The organism is Actinosynnema sp. NPDC023658, from assembly GCF_040639995.1.
Taxonomy (GTDB): Bacteria; Actinomycetota; Actinomycetes; order Mycobacteriales; family Pseudonocardiaceae; genus Actinosynnema.
Genome location: NZ_JBFAAX010001135.1, coordinates 1 through 1672, shown reverse-complemented (window position 1 = coordinate 1672; position 1672 = coordinate 1). Strand labels below are relative to the sequence as shown.

At 75.4% G+C, this 1672-nt stretch carries 1 protein-coding gene; it reads left to right on the top strand.

What is annotated here, in order from left to right; all coding sequences use genetic code 11:
* Positions 1 to 553: 553 nt before the first annotated feature.
* On the top strand, positions 554 to 1672 hold a 1119-nt coding region (locus AB0G02_RS38880; protein WP_360805118.1), incomplete at its 3' end, for an AAA family ATPase.

Below are 1672 nucleotides of genomic sequence, written 5' to 3'. Positions count from 1 at the left end.
GCCGCGGCCGTCCACCGCACCAGCCGGCGCACCGCCGGCGAGCCACCCGACACCGCCGACGCCGCCCGCACGGCGGCGATCGCCACCGCGAACAGCACGACGGCGCCGAGCACCACCACCACGGCGCGCACCACGGCGCCCACGCCGGATCCGACGTCCATCCACGTCTCCCTGCCACCGCGGCCGGCACTCCGCCGGCCGCCGCCTCCCCGAGTCGAGCCGAAATCCATTCCACGTGCCGTCGGGAATTCGATACAGCAAGCGTTTATCCGGGAACTCCGAGTACCAGCCTGGCTGCGGGAAACCGATCCGGACACCCGGCGTGACGGCTTTGGGCTAGTGGGGTGAAACGCGCACCAGAGTATCCCTGGAGGAAAGTTGACGGAATACGGATGTGCTGACGGAGATCACCCGGGACTCTGTTAGCTGAATGCGTCGCGAATGAACTGTGGGCACGATGACCGGTGTAGCGGTGCACATCGCACCGAAGTGGAGTTCCGCTGCCGGGGAGCAGCACGGCGGCCGAGCGCCGCCCCGCGGAAGGAGATCACCGATGTCCTGGCGATTGATCGCACGCGCCGGCCTGCCCGACCTGTTGGCGGAGGCGCTGACCGCGGCCCGCCCGGGGCCGCTGGTGCTCGCCGGCGAAACGGGGTCGGGCCGGACGACCGCGCTGGAGCTGGCCGCGCAACTGGTGGACGAGCGGACCGACGCCCTGATCGCCCTGCGCGGCGCCCGCGGCCACCTGGCGACCCTGCGCGACCACCTGCCCGCAGACCTGCCGGTGCCGCGCGCCGGCGGCTTGGAGGCGGTGACCGACGCGCTGGAGAAGCACGCCGACGGGCGCCGTCCCGTGGTGCTGCTGGACGACGCGCACCTCGCCGACCACGCCACCGTCCAGGTGCTGCGGGCGCTGCACGTGCGCACCGGCGGGCCGCTCATCCTCACCCTCGCCACCGACGCGGGCCAGGACCCGCTGGACTGCCTGCGCTACGAGCCGGGCTTCCGACGCGTGGACCTGCCGCCGCTGTCCGGGTCCGAGGTCGTCGCGCTGGTGTCGGCCGCGCTCGACGGCCCGGTGGACGAGGCGACCGCCGAGGCGCTGCGGGCCGCGACCGACGGCAACCCGGCCCTGCTGCGGCGCTACCTGACGGCGGGCGCGCTGCGCGCCGGGGTGCGGCCCGGTGACCGGGGGCTGGTGCTGGCCGGGGCGTTCCGGCACGGCGTCGAGCTGGACCAGCGGGGCCGGGCGCGGCTGCGCGCGGCGGTCGCCCACGCGTGGCGCGAGCTGGCGCTGGACCCGCTGGACCAGCTGTGCCGCCTCGCGCTGCTGGCCGGCGAGGAGGAGGCGGTCTCCCTGGTGTGGCCGCAGGTGCTGCTGCTGCGCGGCCGGGCCGCCGAGGCCCTGCGGTTCCTGGACGACACCGGGGCGGAGCCGGTCGAGGCGCGGGTGCTCACGCGGGCGTTCGTGCTGGCGTTCGGCCCGTCCGGGGCGTTCGGCACGGAGCAGGCGTGCGCCCTGCTGGACGACACGGCCCGCGCCAACCCCACCTGGGCCAACCGGCTGAACGCGGTGCGCGCGTGGCTGCTCGCGCTGGCCGGGGACACCGCCGAGGCGCGGCAGGTGGTCGACGAGCTGGCGGCCGGTCCGGACGAGCGGGTCGCGGTGTTC